Consider the following 16,651-nt stretch of genomic DNA (forward strand, 5'->3'; position numbering starts at 1 on the left):
GCCAGCCCGACACCGGACCTGATGCGCCTGAACGCGGCTCCTATGGGGGACTGGGTGCCGCTGCCGGCACGGCTTCTCGAAGTCTTGCGCCTCGGGCTCAAGATCGGGGCGAGCTTCCGGCGGAGCGTTCGACATCGGCAAGGGTGATGCCGTCACCGCTTGGGGCTTCGGTCCCGGAGTGGCGGATCCGATGCGCATTTGCGCGGCGATGGCAGCGAACCGGCGGCCGGCGCACGATCTGCTTGCGGGTGGATGCGCCGGGCAGACGCGCGCAAGTTTGCGCCGTTCTCAATCGACCTCACGGGATCGCCAAGGGTTACGGCGCGGATCGACTGGCCGAGATACTCGGCGCTTTCGGTATCGGGTCGGCACTCGTCGGCATAGACGGAGAGATGCGGGCGGCAGGTCTTCGCCCGCCGCGCCCCGCACTCGATCCTCGCGCTTCAGAATGCGGCCGTCGCGACGTCCGGAGACTATCGTCATTGGGTCGAGGTCCAGGGCCGGCGTCTGTCGCACACGATGAACCCTCACCGCGGCATGCCCCTTACGGAAGCACCCGCCTCGGTCACCGTCGTCGCGAGAACCTGCGCCGAGGCGGATGCTTGGGCGACCGCTGATGGTACTTGGACCCGACTCCGGTGCCGCCCACGCTCTGAAGCATGGGCTCGACACACTGTTTCTGGTGCGCGACGACGAGGGTGGTATCAGCGCGCACCCGGTAGGACAGCTTTTCTCCAAAGAGCATGCGGCGGTCGCCACACACGGCACCCCGATTGACCGGCATCAAGGCCGAGAACGCCGATCCATGGGCAGGTTTTCAGGCGGAAAGCCTTGTCAAATGGAACAGACCCGAATGGATCATCTAAGCAGCGATCGCTTCAAGACGGCCCTTCTGCTGGTGGCACTGACGGGCCTCATGCTTGGGCTCGTGCTACACTTATCCGGCCGGACCGAGGCCCCCGCTATCGCCTGGACCGTCGGCGTCATCCCCGTCCTTGCCGCGCTCCTGCTGGAAATCCTCCGCAGCCTGTGGCGCGGCGAAGTCGGACTCGACATCGTCGCAGCCCTGTCCATGTCAGCCGCACTCACGTTTGGCGAAACGCTGGCCGCGGCGGTCGTCGCGGTGATGTATTCGGGCGGCACCTTTCTCGAGAGCTTCGCCGAAGGCCATGCACGGCGGGAGATGCAGGACCTGCTCTCGCGTGTACCACGTACCGCCACCCGGCACCGCAACGGCGAACTCGAGGATGTGCCGCTCGACGAGATCCGACCGGGCGACTGCTTATTGATCCGCCAGGGTGATGTCGTGCCCGTGGATGGCACGATCGCGTCCGAGGCGGCTTTCCTCGATACCTCGGCGCTGACCGGAGAATCCCTGCCGGTTCGCCTTGCTCGCGACGCGGAGGCCATGAGCGGCTCGACCAATGCGGGCGATGCTTTTGACCTGAAGGCAATCCGCCGGGCTAAGGAGAGCACCTATGCCGGGATCGTTCGGCTGGTCGAAGAAGCGCAGAGGTCGAAAGCGCCAATGTCCCGGCTGGCTGACCGCTGGTCCCTCGGCTTTCTCGTACCAACCGTCGCGCTGGCCTTCGCTGCCTGGTGGTTCACGGACGATCCGATCCGGGCCGTCGCGGTTCTGGTCGTGGCCACCCCCTGTCCCCTGATCCTGGCCGTGCCGGTGGCATTGGTGGCGGGGTTGTCGCGGGCGGCGCATTTCGGGGTTCTCATCAAAGGGGCGAAGCCACTCGAGGCGATGGCACGCATCCGAACGCTGATCCTCGACAAGACGGGCACATTGACCGAAGGGCGCCCGCAGATCGTCTCGATCGACAGCCACGACGGCATGGCCGAAGACGACATCCTGCGCCTTGCCGCAGCGCTTGACCAGGCATCAAAGCATCCCGTCGCCCAAGCCATCGTTGCGGCCGCGAAGGAACGCGGCCTCGCCCTGCCGGTGCCTTCGGAGGCGGCCGAAGTACCGGGTGAGGGGGTCGTGGGAAGTGTCGATGGCCGCAAGGTCGTTGTAGGTGGCGATGGATTTGTGGCCCGGCGCGTCGGGCGAAAAAGGGGCGACCATCCGGCTCTCGCAGCCGGATCTGTCCTCGTCGCCGTTGCGGTGGACGGCCATATGGCGGGCCATCTCGTCATGGCCGATCCCCTGCGCGACGGAACGGAAGCCATGCTCACGGGGCTGCGGCGGGAAGGTGTCTCGCGCATTCTTCTGGCGACGGGCGATCGTGCCAAGGTAGCCGAACGCGTGACAGAAGGTCTTGGGTTCGACGGCCTTCGGGCGGGACTGACACCGGACCAGAAAGTCCTGCTGGTCCTGACCGAACGCAAGAACGGCCCAGTGATGATGGTCGGCGATGGCGTGAACGATGCTCCGGCGCTCGCCGCCGCCGATGTGGGCGTGGCCATGGGCGCGCGGGGCGCCGCCGCCTCTGCCGAGGCCGCCGATGTCGTGCTGCTCGTCGACCGGGTCGACCGCCTTGGACCGGGGATCGAGATCGCCCGACGTTCCAAGCGTATCGCGGTCGAAAGTGTCGTGGCCGGGATCGGCCTCTCGGTGCTCGGAATGGTGGCCGCGGCTTTCGGCTATCTTACACCTGTGCAGGGCGCTCTCCTTCAGGAACTTATCGATGTGGCCGTGATCCTGAACGCGCTGCGTGCCCTGCGCATCAAGCCGCATGAACCTTCTGCTTCGGCGGTTGCGATCGAACCGAGGGCGCGAATTTCAGAGTTAAAGGAATACGCATCATGAGCCGCCTCTCGCACTCCGAGATCCACATGGTTCATCGGATCGGCTGGCTCCGCGCGGCGGTGTTGGGCGCGAACGACGGGATCGTCTCGACGTCAAGCCTTGTCGTCGGCGTTGCCGCAGCTGGTTCGAGACAGACCGAAAGTCCTGATAGCCGGCCTCGTGGCAGGCGCCATGTCCATGGCAGCGGGCGAATATGTCTCGGTCAGCTCCCAAACAGACGTCAAAAAGGCGGACCTTGCACGAGAGACGCGCGAACTCGCGGAAACGCCCGAGGCGGAGCTGGAAGAGCCCCGCACATCCGTGACGAGGTGGAAGAACGGATGCGTAGCGCAATCTACTAGGCCAGTGGTTGGACATGGGTTTGGAGCCTGACCTGCCATTCCGGCATATAGCTGGAACGCCTAGTCACGACGCCGTTCGGTCAACAGCTGGTCGAAGGAAGCCAGCGGGACAACACCTTTGACGGAACGAGCAAGATCATCGTCGAGTGTCACGAAAGCATCAGCCTGCAACTTCGCAAGCGCCACGTACTCGGCTGCAAAGGTATCCTTCCATCGGAGTTGCTCTGCGATGTCCCACGCAACCTACTGAAGAACCCGATCGCCGAGCAGCCTGATCTTGAGCGATCTCATGTGATCGAGCTGGGAGGCGGCCTCTTTCCGGACGATTTCCCCGCGAAGTACTGAAGCATAGAGATGAGAAAGCGCTTGGGATCTCAGCAAGGTGGGCGCGACCAAGCTATTTTGGACGGGGACGTCGATCCGTTCGCGAAATAGTCGAAGTGCTGTGTCCAGCGCAATCACATATCGCATGTGCCGCTCCCGCGTTTTTCGAAGCCCGAGTCAGTGGATACCAGCTCATCGCACAGAATTTCCGGTTTGTCCGCGCACCAGCCATTGACAACGCTGGTCGTGGACGACTGTTCTCCACCCGTAAAGTGCACTGATGGATATTCCAGTTTGGGGCCGGGAGTTGTTCGTCCGCTATAAAGAAACCGGCGCGCCATTCGTGAGCGCGGATCCGTAGCGCCGCTCAGCTCAAATCATTACCGCGGTCATTGGCGATCGGACGACGCTTCCTCGCCACAGAGAGAAAGCGCCGCCACGTCACCGATTGAGTCTCAATCGGCTCCTGTCCACCTGAGATCTGCCTCTTCTGCTCTGCTTCGCGGGGCTTGAAATTCAGCTGCGCGCCTGCAGCAGCGCCAGGACGATCGTCGAGGCCGCCAGGACGGCGGTAAGGGTCAACGGCCCGGAAGCGCCATAGTGATCGACGATATAACCGCCGAACACCGCGCCTATGCTGATGGCGACCTGGAACGATACGACCATCAAGCTGCCAGCAGCCTCCAAGGCGTCCGCAGCGCCCCGGGACAAGTTGGTCGGCAACACCACCGGAGCCATCCCAAAAGCGAAACCCCAAAGTGTAACCAGGGAAAACGCGATGGCGCTATATGCGCCCCAGAATATGAGAGCAAGCGCAGCGAACGCCATCAATGCGCTGGTGACAGCGAGTGCCATGCGAATATTGGCATCTGCCAGTCGGCCGCCGGCGACGTTGCCGATCACAGCGGCAACACCAAACCCGAGGAGCGCCAATGCAATCGGCCCCGTGTCAAGGAGCGTCACTTGTTCGAGGAAAGGTCGCACGTAGACCGAGCCGGCAAAATGTCCCGTCATCAGCAACAGGATGGCAAGCATTCCGAGTTGAACTGCGCGCCGTTTCATCAGCTGGAAGACGTCAACAAGACTGTTGCTTGTGCTTGCGGGTAGCCTCGGCAAACTAAGTACCTGCAGCAGCATCGCAAGCGCTGCGAGCCCTGCAGTGATCGCCGTGGCGGCACGCCAGCCGAGCCAATCGCTGATCAAAGCACCCATTGATGGTGCAGCTATGGTGGCAAGAGAGACGCCGAGGGTGACTATAGCCATCCCTCGACCTGTCGCATTGGTGCCAACCAATCTCGCCACGACCGCAACTGAAAGCGCCCAGAAACCACTCAGCGCGACGCCGAGCCCGGCGCGGCCCAACAACAATAGCCAAAAATCGGTCGCGAGCGCCGCCAGGAGATTGGAGCCAATAGCCAAGGCACTTAGGCCAACCAAGACAGTTTTCCGGTTCAGTTTGCCGATGAGGACATTGCTCAACAAGGCCGCCACCGCGCCGACAGATGCCGTGGCGGTGACAACCTGACCGGCGGTTCCCTCGCTGATGCCGAGGTCCCGCGCCATTGGCGTTAACAAGCCTGCCGGCAGAAATTCAGCTGACACCAGCGCAAAGCTTGTGGCTGCCATTGAAATAACGGCAAACCACGTGTTGGGGCTCCATGTACTGGGAACGGTAGAATCAAGGCCAATCGCGGGGCCGTCAGGCTGTGATGTTGTGTCCGTCATTGAAGTACCTCCAAGGATTGGAGGTCTTTATAGCGGGGTCTTTCAGGATTATATGTATCCTAAAGTCCGAATTCTATGTCTGTTCGTCCGGAAATGGTGCGGCGCACAACGCCAGGGGAAGCGCCGGTGATCCGCTTGAAGGCGCGAGCGAAAGAAGCTTCAGACTTGTAACCCAAATAAGAAGCGATCTCGGCAATCGACATGTTTTGAACGAGCAACTCTCTTGCAAGCTGCATGCGCAGACGGGCGAGATAGCGTGCCGCGCCTTCCCCTAAGATGGCGCTAAAGCGTTCCGCGAAGATCGAGCGCGATTGACCTGCCACGCCAGCAAGGGTTTCGAGCGTCCAGTCACGGCCGGGATCTCTATGCATGGCTGCGAGCGCGCGACCGATATGATGATCACGGATCGCGGCGAGCCAGCCGCTGGTGGAGGCTCCGCTGCAGTTGACCCAGCAGCGAATAAGCCGCGCGACGAGTACGTCCGCCATACGTGACAAGACTGTGGCGCTGCCCATCTGGGGCTGCGACGCCTCTGCCGTCATGGCGGCGAGGAGGGGGCCGACGATCGGATCATTGCCATCAACATCACAGCCCTTGATGATCGGTGGCATCAGAGCGATCAGCGGGTTGAGGGCATTCGCACCCAAAGCCATGGAACCGCAGAACAGGGTGCTCGTTGCTCCTGTTCCTTCCTTCACCACTTCACAGACATTGCCCCCCAACTTGGTGATATGGCAGCTCTTGAGCGAGTCCCCCACAACATCCGGCGTACTGGCTAGTCGGTGTTCGACACCTTGTGGCAACAACACCAGATCGCCGTCTTGCAATTCCTGCCATCCCTGGGCCTCGGTATGGATCCAGCATGGCCCTTCACTGACGAAATGAAAGCGAAGCAGCTGCTGCTGCGGAAAGGTGATGCTCCATGGATGACGTAGCTCGCAGCGGCCGTAGTTGACTCCACTCAGGCGAAAGTCCTGTAGAACTTCGCTTAGTGCGTCGGTTGGAATACGTGTCGGAGACTGGGATGAACGATCAAGCATTAGGCTAATTTATATGCCAGGCGTCCGGCATGCAAGTAATGCATCTGTGCCATGGTCGCCGCCGGCGCCATCAATGAGAATGGAAACAACTGACCCCTCTCATTGTAGAAGTTTATATCACAGCCTAGCTGACACTGTGACCCGGCTCATTAATGGGATAAGAGCCGACCAGGGCTTCATCCAAGACGCGCGGGCGCAGTTCCGCATCGGCTTTGTCCGAATTTGAAGTGATGACCCGTATTGCCGCACGGATGTCGTCATGAGCTATGGCCGCTTTCGGGCAGCAGCAACGACTGCCGCTATGACCGAGGTTGGGGCGCCTTGCCGACAAGTAGTCTAGGGCCGGACGTTGACGGGCGGCTTTCGGGGCGAACTCATCAAAAACTGCTGTTCCGCTCGCGACCATTCGAGACCTTCCGGGACTCATATCCGTTTCCAAGACCGGCCATTGAGCGCAACCAGCGCTCGGGACAAACCCACACATTTACGGGCGGGAGGTTACCTTTCAAATCTGCTTTCAGTGCAACCAGCACTGATGACCCCGAGCCGGCTCGCGATCCGGATGCGATTGCCGAGATCGGTAGGGCCGCTTGCCCATGGCAGCACAATTATTGTTGACATTTATGATCAAGTTTGTGATTCCACCTAGAATATTCTGATTTCACTCCAGTTTTAGGTGCTTAGATGTCCGTTTGGCATGTCCCGCTGAGGGCTTCCTTCTCGCTTGCCACTGCATTCGCAGCGGGCACGGCACTTGCCGATCCGATCACCATCACTGATCACGAAAACCGCACTATCATGCTCGAAAGGCCTGCCGAGCGGATCGCCTCGATCCCCATCCCCGTGGCATCGACAATCATCACCATGGACGGCGGCACGTCTAGGCTGGTTGGCATGAACCCGACGGCCAAGAGCGCCATCATGGAAGGCATTCTCGGCAAGATCTTCCCGGAAGCCCGGGAGATCCCCTCTGACATCACTGCTCCGAACTTCATACCGAATGTCGAGGAGCTTGCCACCACCAATCCCGAGCTTGTCGTGCAGTGGGCAGATCGCGGATCGGATTACCTCGACCCGATCGTCAACGCGGGTCTGAACGCGCTGCTGATCTCCTACGGCACCGAGGAAAAGACGCGAGAGTATCAAACAATGATCGCGACCGCGATGGGCAAGCCCGAGCGCGCCGAGATGATCAATGGCTGGCGCGAGGAAGTGGCCGCCGAGATGGCCGAAAAGGCCAAGTCCATTCCCGCCGAAAGCAAACCAAAGGTGCTTTATCTCCTGCGTGCGCTCGAGGCGATGACCGCCTCCGGCGCGAAGGGCAACTACAATACCTACTACATCGAGCTTGCCGGTGGCGTCTCCGCCTCCGCCGATCTCGAGGGCAACGGCGTTACCATCAGCCGCGAGCAGATCGCTGCCTGGGACCCGGACGTCATCCTGCTGAACAGCTTCGAGCCCCAGCTCGACGCCGGCCGCATCCATGACGACCCAATCCTATCGCTCACCAAGGCGGCGCAGAACAACAGGGTCTACAAGATGCCGCTGGGCGGCTATCGCTGGGACCCGCCGAACCAGGAAAGCCCGCTGACCTGGATGTGGCTCGCCAACCTGCTTCATCCCGACGTCTTCCAGTACGACCTGCGCGCCGAGATGCGGCAGGCCTACAGGCTGCTCTACAATTACGACCTGACCGACGAGGACATCGACGGCATCCTTTGGCAGGACAAACAGGGGGATACCGCCAACTACGCGCAGTTCAAGGCCCGCTAAGGTGAGCACGGCGGCAGCAGAACGCCCGGTCTGGAACCGCGTCGGGCTGCGTATCGGTGCCTTCGGTGCGATGGCGATCCTGCTGGGTGCCTCGATTCTGTTTGCCGTCGGCGCCGGTCGCTTCTCCATCGACGTGCCTCGGATCGGCGAGATCCTGTTTGCGGCCGTGATGAACCCCGATGCGCCTCTCGAACAGATGGACGAGCGCATCGTGCTGCTCGTCCGCCTGCCGCGCGTGCTTCTGGCTGCCCTGTCCGGAGCCGCGCTCGCGGTGGGCGGTGCAGCGCTTCAGGGCGTCTTCCGTAATCCGCTGGTGTCTCCCCAGGTGCTCGGCATCAGCCAGGGAGCGGCCTTCGGCGGCGCGCTCGCCATCCTGTTTGGCTATGCCGGCCTGGTGCTGCTCGGCATGGCGTTCGTGCTTGGCCTTGCGGCGCTGGTGCTGGTGGGGCTGCTGTCCCGGATCGACGGGCGCACGGAAGTGATCACCGTCATCCTCGCTGGAATGATCGTCGGGGCCCTCTTCGCCGCGCTCGTCTCCATCGTCCAGTTCATCGCCGACCCGAATACCTCACTGCCAGCCATCGTCTACTGGCTGATGGGTTCGTTCTCGACCGCCACCTGGCCGCGCCTGTGGCTGGCTGTGCCCGGCATGGGTCTGGGGCTCCTCACTGTTTGGCTTTTGCGCTACCGGCTGAACTTGCTCGCGCTCGAAGAACAGGAGGCGCGGTCGCTGGGCGTCAATCCGGACCGCGAGCGCTGGTACGTCTTCATCGCGATTTCGCTGATGACCGGCACCTCGGTCGCGGTCGCCGGGATCATCGGCTGGATCGGCCTCGTCGTACCGCATGCCGCGCGCATCCTGGTCGGCGAGGATCATCGCGCGCTGATTCCCGCATGCGCCCTGCTGGGGGCTGCCTATCTCACCTTCATCGACACGTTGGCGCGCACGATGACGGCGGCGGAGATACCGCTCGGCGTGCTGACCGCGCTGATCGGAGCGCCGGTCTTCGCCTATCTGCTGCGCCGCCACTTCACGGAGGCGAACCGCGCATGATCGGTCTGGAAAACGCCTCCGTTTCCTTCGGCAGCCGCACGCTCTTTTCCGGTGTCAGTTTCACCGTGTCGGTCGGCCGCTCCATGGCCATTCTCGGGCCCAACGGTCGTGGCAAGACGACGTTGCTGCGGGCACTGCTTGGCTTCCAACCTCTGGCCAAGGGCAGCCGGCAGGCACCCCGGGTCGCGGGCTACGTGCCGCAGCACGGCGCCTCGCAGGCCAAGCTTACCGGGCTCGAGGTCGTGATCATGGGGCGCGCCGCAAGGCTTGGCCTGTTCGGTCAGCCGAGCGCCGAGGATCGGGCGGCCGCGGAACAGGCCCTTGTGGAGGTTGGCGCCTGCCACCTCGCCGAGCTGCGCTACGACCGCATGTCCGGGGGGCAGCGGCAGATGATCCTCATTGCGCGCGCGCTTGCGACCGGCTCTCCGACGCTTGTCTTCGACGAGCCCACATCCGCCCTCGACCTTGGCAATCAGGCCCGCACGCTCCAACTACTCAATGCGCTCAGGCTGCGCCGCGATAAGGCCATTCTCTTCACCACCCACGACCCGAACCACGCGCTGGCGGCCGCCGACGACGTGCTCATGATGATGCCCGGGGGGCGGGAGATCCATGGCCCCGTTGCGGAGATGATTGATCCGGACAAGCTTTCCGAGCTCTACGGCGTCGCCATGAGCTGGGTCGGGGTCAGCGGTCCCACGGGAGAAACGCGGCGCGCCATCGTGCCGGCCTTCTCGGGAATAGAAGCCGTGGCATGAGCGTCATCTATCTGCAATCCGCCTATGACGGCCCGTCCGAAACCGTCCGCCGCGCAGCGGCACAGGGCAAGCTGAAGATCGTCAGCCAGTCGGAGCTGACACCGGATATCCTTCTCGCCCACAGCGGGCTGATCACCGGCAACCAGCTCGACCAGAACGCCATGCTGGCCATGAAGGGCGCGCTCGCCGCTTTTCTCGACGCCGGCGGCCAATGGTTCTTCAATGGCCATATGCTGCGGCCTCTCGTCGATGGCATGGCGCAGTACCGGCCGATAGCTGCGCCCACACGCGCCGATTTCGTTCTGAGCTCGGTGAATGCCCATCCGATCTTTCAGGGCATCGACTTGAAGAAGCTGGAGACCAACAGGGGGGTGGCCGGCTTCTACGGCCGTGGATGCAATCCGCTGCCCGAAGGCGCCGTGGCCGTGAACGGGCTCGGCGAGACCCTGGTGCCGGTCGACTGGGTATGGGCCCGACCGGGCGGCGGCCGCATATTCTCCCATTCCGGCAACGACCTCGGCTCCATAGGCCTCGAATGGGACCTGGCGCCGGAGCTTTCACGGCGGATCATCGACTGGGCAGATGGTGGCGCGTGCCTCGATCCTTGGCCCCACACCGCCGGCCGAGCGGGCGACGATCTGCCACTTGCCGGAGCGGAGCGCTACGGCGGCGGGAAGTCCTTCGCCGGAGCGGGCAAGCGCATCGTCGCACCTTCCTCCGGCACCTATTATCACATCCGCAGCCTCGAGGGTCCGGGCTGCGGCAAGGCCTTCGACGTCATTTGCGCGCCCGAGGCGCTTGGCGAGACCCTGCGGCCGAACGACGTCCTGTGGGTTCCCTGCCGCACGCCTGCCCAAAGGATGATCGCGCTGAAGGAAGCGGTCGCCCGCCACCTTGAAGCCGGCGGAACGGTCGTCGCGCTCGGCGAGAGCCGCTCCGATCTCTGGCTCCCGGCCATCCGGTTCACCGGCACGCCGACAAACTGGTGGTGGTGGCTGGATCCGGCAGCCGATCTCGGCGTCTCCATCGCTGCGCCGGACCACCCTCTAATGGCCGGCATGGAAAAGAAGGACGTCACCTGGCACCTGCATGGCTGGTTTCAGCCGCCGGAGGGCGCGACTGCATTGGTCACGGACAGGGAGGGCCGGGCGATCCTCTATGAAGATACCGTCTCGACGCCGGGGCGGATGATCATCTCCTCGCTCGATCCGATGTACCATCACGGATCGCATTTCATGCCGGCCACAACGCGTTTCCTTTACCGGTTCATCCCTAATCTTAAGGCCTATCTCGATGCATGATTCGATTGCCGTCAGTGAAGCGGGCAGGATGCTCACTTTCACCTTCGACCAGATACTTGCTTATCACGGCGGCGGCTTCCCAGGAGGCGTCGTACATGGCCTCAAGGCCATGCAGGCGGGTTTTCCGCTCCTTTTCGACACGCCGCCCGAGCGGCGCGAAATTTTGGTACTGACGGCCTTTTCGGGCCCCGGCGGTCGCGACGCGCTGGAAATGGTGACGCGCGCGGTGACCGACGGCCGGTTCACCATAGACAAGACGATCGGCGGCAAGGACGTCATCTCCCAACCGCCCGGCCCCTACGTCTTCCGCTTCAGCTATCGCGGCAGGACGGCCGAGGCCGCAATCAGGCCCGGCCATGTGCGCGAGGAATTCGTTGCGCTGGGCGCGAAGAAGGACAAATCGCCAGAGGAGCTCGCACGCCTTGAGGAGCTGAAGTCGGAAATGGCGGGCCGGCTTCTGCCGCTACCGGCGAGCGAGATCTACACGGCGGGGCTCATCTGAAACCGCGGGCGGAGTATTCCGGCAAAGACTGCACCCGCAGGTTCTCCAATCCCCTCCGTCGGATTGGTGGAGCACTCGGAAGTCCTGGAGCGAGTGTCCGCAACGCAGAAGTTTCCGTGAATGCCAACTTGTGGCGCATTACTGCCTAGCAGCAGGGGGCCGAAGGCAGACTGGCTGCTTTGGGATGGAACCAGCAGCAAGCTGCCCTTTGTTCATTGATCGGCTTGTGCGTCAAGCACCATCGCGCTCGCATCGGCTGTCGCGGATTGGGCCAATGGTATCCGCCCGCTACCAGGATGTTGTGGGCTTTCTCGGGCTCGGTCATCTTGGCCTGCAGGAGATGAGTGGCATTTTCGCCAACAGGTGGCGACAGAAGGCGGGCGGGCATCTCCAGCCACCAGCGATAGTTATCTTGCTCGCCGTCGAAGTCCGAAAGAGCATGTCCAACGTATTTCCAAGGAATTGTAAAGCGCAGCTATACATGCAGTTCAACATTGGCATGTTTATCTCGGTCACTAAAATAATCCATCTTCGGCCGACCGTTAGAGGTCGAAAATCGGAGTACACGGATGGCATTCTCGCTGCAGATCAATGGCCGCGCCTACACGGTGGACGTAGACGGCGACACTCCACTCCTCTGGGTCCTGCGCGACGTGCTTGGCATGACCGGCACAAAGTTCGGATGCGGACAGGGACTTTGTGGAGCCTGCACCGTCCACGTTGATGGCGTTGCCACTCGTTCCTGCGTCACTCCAATCGAAAGCGCCGCGGAAAGCCAGGTCACGACGATCGAAGCCCTCCATACCGTTGCCCATGGGAAGGCGCTGCAGGATGCGTGGGTCGAGCTTGAAGTGCCTCAATGCGGCTACTGTCAGTCGGGACAGCTGATGTCTGCCGCAGCATTGCTAAAGGAAACCCCGAGACCGACCGATGACGACATAGACAATGCAATGTGGGGGAATGTCTGTCGCTGCGGGACGTACCAGCGGATACGTGCCGCCATCAAGCGTGCCAGCGCATAACGGGAGACAAGATCATGTCAAAAAGTGCTCTCGCTCCGCAGTTGAGCCGCCGCCATTTCCTCAAGGCCAGCGTTGCGGTGGGGGGTGGTCTCGTCGTCAATCTCGCCCTTGGATCAGGCTTCTCGGCCGCAGCCGCGGACTTCGCCCCCAATGCGTTCATTCGTATCGACCGGAAAGGCCTTGTCACGCTCGTTATGCCGCAAGTGGAAATGGGCCAAGGCATCTACACGGCCCAGGCAATGCTGCTCGCCGAAGAGCTGGAAGTCGCACTTGACGACGTCAAGCTCGAACATGCGCCCGTGGACGAGTCTCTGTACGGTCATCCGATGCTTGGGCGTCAGATGACGGGCGGTTCCACGTCGATACGAGCGTTCTGGTCACCCTTGCGCATGGCCGGTGCGACGGCCCGCGCCCTGCTCATCCAGGCAGCAGCGCAGGAGTGGAATGTTGATCCTGCCAGCTGTCGCGCCGAAGATGGCTTCGTTCTCGACGAAAGCGGCACCAGGGCTCTGGCCTATGGCGAATTGGTGGACGTTGCTGCCTCCCTTCCTGCTCCTGCCCCGGAAACCTTGATCCTCAAGTCTCCGGAGAATTTCAGACTCCTGGGAACCCCCGCAAAGCGGCTGGATACCCCGGGTAAGGTCAATGGGGCGCTAAAATATGGCATCGATGCCTTTCCCGACGGGACCAAGATTGCCGCAATAGCCATATCTCCGGTTCTCGGCGGCAAGCCAAAGTCGGTGAACGAGCAGTCTGCGCTTGCAGTCAACGGGGTGCGCCAGGTGGTGCTGACGGATGACGCCGTGGCGGTCGTGGCGGATCACACCGGAGCGGCCAAGAAGGGGCTTGAGGCAGCTTCGATCGAATGGGACGACGGTCCCAACGCGCAGGTGTCCAGCACCGACATCGTCCGACATCTGGAGCAGGAATCACAAAACCCCGGCGCCATAGCCCGTAGTGAAGGTGATGTGACAACGGCGCTGGCGGGCGCAGCGCAGCGGATCGACGCCGTCTATCAATTGCCTTTTCTTTCCCACGCGGCAATGGAACCGATGAATTGCACCGTGCATGTGCGCGAGGATGCGTGCGAGCTCTGGGTCGGTACCCAGAACCTCTCTGCAGCCAAGCTGGCTGCCGCGACAGTCACCGGCCTAGAGCCGGAGAAGATCATTATCAACAATCACATCGTCGGCGGCGGTTTCGGCCGCCGCCTCGAAGTCGACGGCATCAGCCACGCTGTTAAAGTTGCGATGCAGGTCGACGGCCCGGTCAAGGTGATCTGGAGCCGCGAGGAAGATATTCAGCACGGGTACTACCGTCCGTACTATTATGATCGGATGTCAGGCGGGATTGACGAGGAAGGAAACCCTGTCGCCTGGATGCATCGTGTCTCCGGATCGTCGATTTTCGCCCGGATCGCGCCACCCGTAATGCAGAACGGCGTGGATCCCGACGGAGTAGAGGGGGCGGCCCATCCGCCATACAAGCTTCCGGCAATCCAGGTCGAGTTCAACCAGGTCGAGCCACAAGGTGTTCTCACGAGTTGGTGGCGCGGTGTCGGACCCTCCCACAACGTGTTTGTGGTTGAAAGTTTCATTGATGAACTCGCCGCTGCGGCGAAAGCCGATCCGGTCGACTACCGCAAGCGACTGCTGTCGGAAAATCCTCGTGCGTTGAGGGTTCTGGAACTGGCCGCAGAGAAGGCCGAGTGGGGCAAGCCGCTGCCGGCCCGGCAGGGTCGCGGCGTTGCCGTGCAGTTCGCGTTCGGCTCCTACCTCGCAATAGTTGCCGACGCCACTGTCGAGGCTGACGGCGCGGTCAGGGTCACGCGCATCGTGACGGCCGTGGACTGCGGACTGACAGTGAATCCCGATACGATTGCGGCCCAGATGGAAGGCGGCGCGTTATACGGCCTGACGGCGGTTCTGTATGGCGCGATTACCCTCAAGGACGGCCGGGTCGAGCAAAGCAATTTCGACAACTACCTGCCGCTTCGCATCGACGAGGCACCGCACGTTGAAACTCATATCGTTCCGACCGCCGAACCGCCGGGAGGCATAGGTGAAGCGGCGACCTCAGCGGTGTTTCCAGCCGTTACCAATGCGATCTTCTCGGCAACAGGGAAGCGTGTGCGAACACTGCCGGTCAATCCCGAAGACCTGCGGGAAACCTAGAGCATGGCGCAGATCCTGCGAATCCTTGCCACGGCGTCCATCGTCTTCGTCGTCTGTTCCGGCTCCGCATTTGCGGACGGAGACGCCGTTCGCGGCGAACAGCTCTTCAATCGATGTACAGCGTGCCACTCGGTCGAGGGCCAGAACAAGTCGGGACCTGCTCTGAATGGAGTGTTCGGTCGGAAAGCCCGGGGCGGTAGAGGGGTATCGATATTCCGCGGCCGTCGTGAATTCGGACGTAGTGTGGACTGATGAAACACTCGATACCTACTTGACGGCTCCTGCCAGGATGTTGCGGGGCACGCGCATGACCACAGGCGTTGTCAGGCCCGACGATCGCGCGGACATCATCGCGTATCTTAAAACGCTTGCTGCCCCGTGAGGGCCCGCACGGTGCAACGCCTCGCGGTGCAGCGCTTACACACTTGGCCTTTTGGGCAGTTACCCTTGCCGTTAAGCGGCTAACGGGCGCCTGAGTTGGGAACAGGCGTCAATGAACGCGCGGAGCTTTGGCAAATTTTGCGCTGTCTTTGTAAAGTATAGAAAGAGCCCATCGCTGCCCGGTGAATAGTCGAGCAGGACGGGTTCAAGCTGGCATTCGGCAATCTTTCCCGATGCGTGGAATGTCGATGAATAGATCAGGCCCAAGCCCTGCGAGGCAAGGTTCTGCATGAGTTTGCCGTCGTTCACTGTCAGCGCCCCACTGGGCTCGATGCTGACAGTTTGCCCATCTTCGAGGAATTCCCACCGATAGATATCGCCCTTCCCCGGCCGGCGATAGCGGATACATTGATGTCTAGCCAGGTCACTCGGCACCTGAGGACGCCCATTTTTCCTGAAATAGTCAGGTGATCCGAAGACCGCCCATTTGAAGGGCGGCGAGAGCTTTACCGCGATCATCTCCTTGGCGATGTATGATCCGATGAGGATGCCTGCGTCATAGCCTCCGGCGATGAAGTCATCATGTTTATTGCTTACGGTTATGTCGATCTTCACGTTCGGCCAGGCTTCGCGAAAAACCGGTAGTATCGGCTCTATGACATGGGGCAACGCGAGACGCTCGACAACGAGTTTCAACGTGCCGGACGGTTCATTCGACGATTGGAGCGTCTCCTCGAGGCTCGTCTCGATGAGTTGCGCTGCAGGTGCAATTTTTGCAAGCAGGGTCTCCCCTGCCTCCGTCAAGGATATGCGTCGTGTCGTGCGGTGGAAGAGCGGGGCTCCTAGACGCCGCTCAAGCTTCTGCAGCGCCTGGCTGACCGCACCCGGCGTCACTTCAAGGTCAAGCGCAGCTTTTCGAACGCTCTGCCGCCTTGCAATAGCCAAAAACTCGGACAAACCATCGAATGTGTCTTGGCGGCCCATTTCATTCCCTTTTTCGAAAATCCCCTTGCGGCATTACCGCACTTAGAGCGAACTGTTCTATTTAATACTGCTGGATAAGGATGCAAATTTAAACAAACAGGCGGGCTCCGGGCACAGTTTGCGAATGCCGGAATTATTCAGGTTGGCACAATCGAAGGAGTGAAGGCTCAAATCGACACCTTCAAATCGGTGCGGACCGTCAACTCGCCGTACGATGTCTGCTTCCGGGCGGGTCATCATGACGCCCTCTACGGCCGACACGCGGGCGCGGAATCGAAGATCAAAAAATTGCGATTGTTTTTCAATTATTTGATGGTCTTTTCGGTAAAGTCGAAACCAACAGAAATACCAACAAAATATTTCTGTGTATTGGTTCGGTTCCCGCATATACTTCAATCGGCTTCATCCTACCGCACTGGCGCGAGACTTCAACCCGCTTGGGCCGAAAGGTGCCGGGCCGCTACACGGCTTGTTGCTCACATTCCAGCCGTCACATTGTGCTGCATTCGCG

The 16,651-nt window shown here is 61.5% G+C and carries 12 protein-coding genes and 2 pseudogenes; 11 read left to right on the top strand and 3 right to left on the bottom strand.

Features of this window, described 5'->3' with window-relative positions:
• Window positions 1-6 precede the first annotated feature (6 nt).
• The 3 genes and pseudogenes from GPJ75_RS18420 to GPJ75_RS18430 form a co-directional block, all read left to right on the top strand.
• Window positions 7-736 (top strand): annotated as a pseudogene (locus GPJ75_RS18420) (FAD:protein FMN transferase); the annotation flags it as partial.
• Window positions 737-853: 117 nt separating this feature from the next.
• Complete coding sequence (locus GPJ75_RS18425) at window positions 854-2,761, top strand: heavy metal translocating P-type ATPase (protein ID WP_205602579.1); 1,908 nt, start codon at window positions 854-856, stop codon at window positions 2,759-2,761.
• A pseudogene (locus GPJ75_RS18430) lies at window positions 2,758-3,049 on the top strand (VIT1/CCC1 transporter family protein); the annotation flags it as partial. The gene GPJ75_RS18425 and the pseudogene GPJ75_RS18430, both read left to right, overlap by 4 nt.
• An 893-nt stretch (window positions 3,050-3,942) precedes the next feature.
• Here GPJ75_RS18430 and GPJ75_RS18435 read toward each other — a convergent pair.
• On the bottom strand, window positions 3,943-5,151 hold the full coding sequence (locus GPJ75_RS18435) for an MFS transporter (protein ID WP_163269992.1): 1,209 nt from the start codon (window positions 5,149-5,151) through the stop codon (window positions 3,943-3,945).
• A 59-nt stretch (window positions 5,152-5,210) separates the two neighbouring features.
• Window positions 5,211-6,191, bottom strand: coding sequence for an AraC family transcriptional regulator (locus GPJ75_RS18440; RefSeq protein WP_163269993.1), 981 nt, complete (start codon window positions 6,189-6,191; stop codon window positions 5,211-5,213).
• 684 nt (window positions 6,192-6,875) lie between these two features.
• On the opposite strand from GPJ75_RS18440, the gene GPJ75_RS18445 reads away from it, so the two are divergent.
• The 8 genes from GPJ75_RS18445 to GPJ75_RS18480 all read left to right on the top strand — a co-directional run bounded on the left by GPJ75_RS18445 (window position 6,876) and on the right by GPJ75_RS18480 (window position 15,027).
• Entirely contained in the window at window positions 6,876-7,964 is a 1,089-nt protein-coding gene (locus tag GPJ75_RS18445) for an ABC transporter substrate-binding protein (protein ID WP_163269995.1), read from the top strand.
• A gap of 70 nt (window positions 7,965-8,034) precedes the next feature.
• Entirely contained in the window at window positions 8,035-9,018 is a 984-nt protein-coding gene (locus GPJ75_RS18450) for a FecCD family ABC transporter permease (protein ID WP_163270176.1), read from the top strand.
• Window positions 9,015-9,776 carry an ABC transporter ATP-binding protein gene (locus GPJ75_RS18455; protein WP_163269997.1) on the top strand — a complete coding sequence of 254 codons (762 nt, stop codon included), beginning with the start codon at window positions 9,015-9,017 and terminating at the stop codon, window positions 9,774-9,776. Before GPJ75_RS18450 ends, GPJ75_RS18455 begins: the two co-directional genes overlap by 4 nt.
• Entirely contained in the window at window positions 9,773-11,077 is a 1,305-nt protein-coding gene (locus tag GPJ75_RS27435) for a hypothetical protein (RefSeq protein WP_246249119.1), read from the top strand. The genes GPJ75_RS18455 and GPJ75_RS27435 overlap by 4 nt, the downstream gene beginning before the upstream one ends.
• Complete coding sequence (locus tag GPJ75_RS18465) at window positions 11,070-11,579, top strand: hypothetical protein (protein ID WP_163269999.1); 510 nt, start codon at window positions 11,070-11,072, stop codon at window positions 11,577-11,579. Before GPJ75_RS27435 ends, GPJ75_RS18465 begins: the two co-directional genes overlap by 8 nt.
• 569 nt (window positions 11,580-12,148) lie before the next feature.
• Complete coding sequence (locus GPJ75_RS18470; protein WP_163270001.1) at window positions 12,149-12,601, top strand: (2Fe-2S)-binding protein; 453 nt, start codon at window positions 12,149-12,151, stop codon at window positions 12,599-12,601.
• Window positions 12,602-12,615: 14 nt separating this feature from the next.
• On the top strand, window positions 12,616-14,775 hold the full coding sequence (locus GPJ75_RS18475; protein ID WP_163270003.1) for a xanthine dehydrogenase family protein molybdopterin-binding subunit: 2,160 nt from the start codon (window positions 12,616-12,618) through the stop codon (window positions 14,773-14,775).
• Between the two features lie 3 nt (window positions 14,776-14,778).
• Window positions 14,779-15,027, top strand: a complete 249-nt coding sequence (locus GPJ75_RS18480; protein WP_246249120.1) for a c-type cytochrome — start codon at window positions 14,779-14,781, stop codon at window positions 15,025-15,027.
• 201 nt (window positions 15,028-15,228) lie between these two features.
• Here GPJ75_RS18480 and GPJ75_RS18485 read toward each other — a convergent pair whose 3' ends face one another.
• The gene (locus GPJ75_RS18485) at window positions 15,229-16,140 is read right to left on the bottom strand and encodes a LysR family transcriptional regulator (RefSeq protein ID WP_163270005.1); all 912 of its coding nucleotides are present in this window, start codon (window positions 16,138-16,140) and stop codon (window positions 15,229-15,231) included.
• Window positions 16,141-16,651: the final 511 nt, after the last annotated feature.

This window comes from Chelativorans alearensis (assembly GCF_010993735.1).
Classification (GTDB): Bacteria; Pseudomonadota; Alphaproteobacteria; order Rhizobiales; family Rhizobiaceae; genus Chelativorans; species Chelativorans alearense.